Here is a 4447-nt window from a genome sequence, read left to right on the forward strand (position 1 = left end):
TGTGATGTGAATGAAAGTGCAATGTAAATTGAAGGTTAAACCTTATAAAAGGGAGGTTTTTAAAAAAGAGAGGCCGTTTTGAAAAATGTCCTTGACTAAGGGTCCAATTTAAGAGTCGTCAGTCTCTCGCCTAGATAGAGCCGCCCCTTCGCCAAGGTCGGCAGGATTCCCCCAAAATTCAAACACGCCTCATCTATCCAAGTAGGCCCACCAAACCCTAAGCGCAAAAACAGCCACCCATCACAGGTGGCCGCATATCGACTGTAAAATTATTTACGTAAGGATAGGAAAGCTTCTGACCATTTGATTAACTCGTCTAACATGTCGTTAACGCCAGCTTCCATATGGGCGCCTGGTTTGAAAGTTGAGAAGTTCTCGAAGTCAGTGAACAAGTTGAAAGCTGGGTTAGTACGCACGTCAGCAACATATTGCTCACCTAACACCAAACGTACTTGCTCAGCTGCACGGATTCCGCCACCTGAACCGTAAGAAACAATTCCGGCTGCTTTGTCGAACCACTCGTTACGCGCGCTGTCTAATGCGTTTTTCAAAGCTGCTGACAAGCCGTGGTTGTACTCTTGAACGATGAAGATGTAACCATCTAATTCGTCAATTTTCGCATTCCAAGCTGGATTAGCTTCGCCAGTTCCTAAGAAAGGCAGGTTGTAATCTGCAATATCAACGATCTCGAATGTGTGACCTTCACGCTTTGCTGCAACCGACTGGATATAGTCACCGACCTGTGGACTAACGCGACCTTCACGAGTTGAACCTAAAATAATACCGAATTTCATAGAAATATTCTCCTTTTTCTCTTCTTTATTTTGTTTAAAGAATTTTTTTACTATTGATAACACAGACAAACATCCTTCCAAAATAGCGCTACTATACGCTAGGTGTAAGCCTTTGATGTACGAACGATATGAGTCACCAAGCATTTACAACGGTTTTAAACCACTCGAATTCGAACTAACGCCGTAAAAAAATACAGGCGCAGTGCTTCCAAAACGCTCAATCAAACACTCATTAGATTAACTATAAACGAGCGAGTAAGTAATGTCAAGAGTATTCCGAATTTAAATCAAATTAATTCGAGATGAATCTAAACAAATAAAAAACGCTCAAATACTCGTTGGATTAAGTGTAAGTCCTCCAAGAGGATTTGTCAACAAGTATTTCTAATTCGAGATATCTGCCCGCCAAACAATATTCAATAAAGCTTGTGATAACTTGCGTCAGGCACTTTAATTGGTTAAAATAATATTATTAAATCAAATCAGATTAGAGGCGCAAACATATATGAAATTTATACTAAAAGAGATTGTCAGTACATTGCTTCTGTTCGCAGTCATGTTCTTAGTGATGATGGGCGTTTATAAATATATCGCCGAGCCTTTTATCGTAGATGGGGCATCCATGGAGGCTACCCTTAAAAGTGGCGAACGCTTATGGATGTTAAAATTAAACGAGATCGACCGCTTTGATGTGGTGATTTTCCCAGCACCCGATAATGAAGACAAGCTGTACGTTAAACGTGTGATTGGTGTAGCAGGTGATACGATTGCTTATGAAAATGACCAATTGTTGATCAACGGGCAAGCGGTTGAAGAACCCTATTTACAAGAAAAAGCCAATGAGTTCGATGGTAAATTCACTTATGACTTTACATTAGAAGACATTACAGGCGAGACGACTGTACCAGAAGGATCGTTTTTCGTGATGGGAGATAACCGTCGTAATTCCCTAGATGGTCGTCGTTTTGGTTTTATTGAGACAGACGATGTGATGGGTGAAGCCGACTTCATCTATTGGCCATTTTCTGAATTCGGCTTATTGGATAAATATGAGTTGTCAGCGGACGGCTCGGAAATTGTGCTTCGATAGATTTTTTCGCCATCAGGCGGTTTGTTCTATTTTGTCCATTGCAAAAGCTTGAGTAAGCATCTATAATTAGAGCGAATAGACTAGTAAATGATGAATGGCGTTTAGAGAGGCTGCCTTGGCTGAAAGCAGCTCGCCCGCTTCATGATTGAACCTACTACTGAAGTGTTGGGTAGCCTCCTTATCGGCTAGCGAGCTGGTCGGCCCCAAGCGGGCGGACAAACAAGGTGGTACCGCGGAGATTGTAGCAACTGTTCTTCGTCCTTTAATAATAGGATGTGGAACAGTTGTATTTTTTTATAAAATGGAGGAAACGATTGTGGTAACAAGAAAAGAAGATTTTTCAAAATGGTATATTCAAACGATTCAACAAGCGGATTTAATGGATTATTCGCCAGTGCGTGGTTGTATGATTTTCAAGCCAAATGGTTATGAAATTTGGGAACATATTCAAGCGGAATTTAACCGCCGTTTTAAAGAAGAGGGCATTCGTAATGCTTACTTCCCAATGTTAATTCCTGAATCTTTCTTCAATAAAGAGAAAGATCATATCGAAGGTTTCAGTCCTGAATTGCCTTGGGTAACGGAAGCAGCCGGCGAGCAATTGGAAGAGCGTTTGGCGCTACGTCCAACTTCTGAAACGATGATCGGTGACGCTTATTCTAAATGGATCCAGTCATACCGTGATTTACCATTGGAATTAAACCAATGGGCGAACGTTTTCCGTTGGGAAAAACGTACTTTACCTTTCTTACGTACGTCAGAATTCTTGTGGCAAGAAGGTCACACGGCGCATGCGACAGCCCAAGAAGCCACCGCACGGACCATGCGTATGTTACAAGTCTATAAGGAAGTTGTGGAAGATTTATTAGCAGTTCCTGTCTTCAGCGGTGAAAAAACGCCAAGCGAACGTTTTGCAGGTGCTGAGCGTACTTACTCAATCGAGTCAATGATGCAAGATGGTAAAGCGGTTCAAGCAGGTACTTCTCATTATATGGGAACGAAGTTTGCGGAAGCTTTCGACATCACGTACTTGAACAAAGAAAACAAACACGTTCATGCCTTTACAACCTCTTGGGGTGTGTCAACACGCTTGATCGGTGCGATGATTATGACTCACGGTGACGACTCAGGCTTGATTATGCCGCCAAAAGTTGCGCCACAACAAGTCGTGATTATTCCAGTTGGACCTAAGAAAAAATTAGACGTTGTCATGGAAAAAGTTGACGAATTATATGCAGAATTAAAAGCTGCAGGTATTCGTACAGTGGTTGACGATAGTGACAACTCTCCAGGCTACAAATTCAATGAGTGGGAATTACGTGGCGTGCCTCTACGTATCGAAGTGGGTCCTCGTGACATCGAGAACAACCAAGTGGTCATGAAAGCCCGTGACGGCGGCGAGAAACAATTTATTTCTCTAGCTGACGCGCCATTAGTTGACGTTGTTAACGCTGAATTAGCAGCCATGCAAACACGTCTATTTGAAACAGCTGTTGCGATGAATCAATCGCACATTTACACTGATATCAATACTTTAGACGAGTTAGCTGCTCACATTGAAGCTAAACGCGAAGCAGATGAAGTGGCTGGCTGGGTGCTAGCTGGTTGGGATGGCACTGAGGAAACGGAAGCGAAAATCAAAGAAGTCACTGGCTTTACAACCCGCAACCTGCCTTTCGAAGGTCAATATGAAGCTAAAACAACCTGTATCGTGACTGGCGAACCAGCTAAACATACCGTTTGGTTAGCAAGAGCTTACTAGATTCCGGACAAAATAGGACTTTAAAAAACAAGCTGCTCCTGTGGCCCCCACTAAAGTGGGCGGCTGCGGGGGCGGCTTTTTGTGTTGGGTTACTTGGGGAGGGCGGATAAGAAAACTCTTGAAGGAAGTGAAAGAATAGGGGCGGCTCATTGTGTTCGGCTAGACCTCCGATCTAAAGTGATTACTCGAGAGTTGACTGGAACAATTAGAATGGAATTTAGTGAAATGTGGGGGAATCGTTGAGTTTTTCTGGGAGTTTGTTTATGTTGGTGGCTGACACTACACCTTTTAGGTGATATTTTAGTTTTAATTGTCCCACTCACGATTTGAGTGGAACAATTAAACCTTTAACGTGCCCACTCAAAGTCTGAGTGGGACAATTAGGATGGTTTTGGGGGAAACTTGATGGGAATGGTTGAGTTTTTCTGGGAGTTTGTTTATGTTGCTGGCTGACACGACACCTTTTAGGTGATGTTTTAGGTCTAATTGTCCCACTCACGATTTGAGTGGAACCATTAAACCTTTAACGTGCCCACTCAAAGTCTGAGTGGGACAATTGGAAAGGTTTTTGGGGGAAACTTGATGGAACTGTCTGGAATTCTGGTGAATTTCTTGATGAATCCTCCTGATATCACACCTTTTAGGTGATGTTTTAGTTTTAATTGTCCCACTCACGATTTGAGTGGAACAATTAAACCTTTAACGTGCCCACTCAAAGTCTGAGTGGGACAATTGGAAAGGTTTTTGGGGGAAACTTGATGGAACTGTCTGGAATTCTGGTGAATTTCTTGATGAATCCTC

General features: G+C 42.6%; 3 protein-coding genes. 2 read left to right on the top strand and 1 reads right to left on the bottom strand.

Translation table 11 applies throughout. The annotated features are described in order from the left end of the window. Window positions 1-269: 269 nt before the first annotated feature. Window positions 270-794, bottom strand: a complete 525-nt coding sequence (locus tag ACTQ45_RS13480; protein WP_441750965.1) for an NADPH-dependent FMN reductase — start codon at window positions 792-794, stop codon at window positions 270-272. Window positions 795-1299: 505 nt separating this feature from the next. Here ACTQ45_RS13480 and lepB point away from each other — a divergent pair. Next, complete coding sequence (lepB, locus tag ACTQ45_RS13485) at window positions 1300-1884, top strand: signal peptidase I (RefSeq protein ID WP_441764030.1); 585 nt, start codon at window positions 1300-1302, stop codon at window positions 1882-1884. 301 nt (window positions 1885-2185) lie between these two features. Next, window positions 2186-3646: a proline--tRNA ligase gene (gene proS / locus ACTQ45_RS13490; RefSeq protein WP_441764031.1), complete on the top strand. Its 1461-nt coding sequence runs from the start codon at window positions 2186-2188 to the stop codon at window positions 3644-3646. Window positions 3647-4447 lie beyond the last annotated feature (801 nt).

Source organism: Fundicoccus sp. Sow4_D5 (assembly GCF_052116365.1).
GTDB lineage: Bacteria > Bacillota > Bacilli > Lactobacillales > Aerococcaceae > Fundicoccus.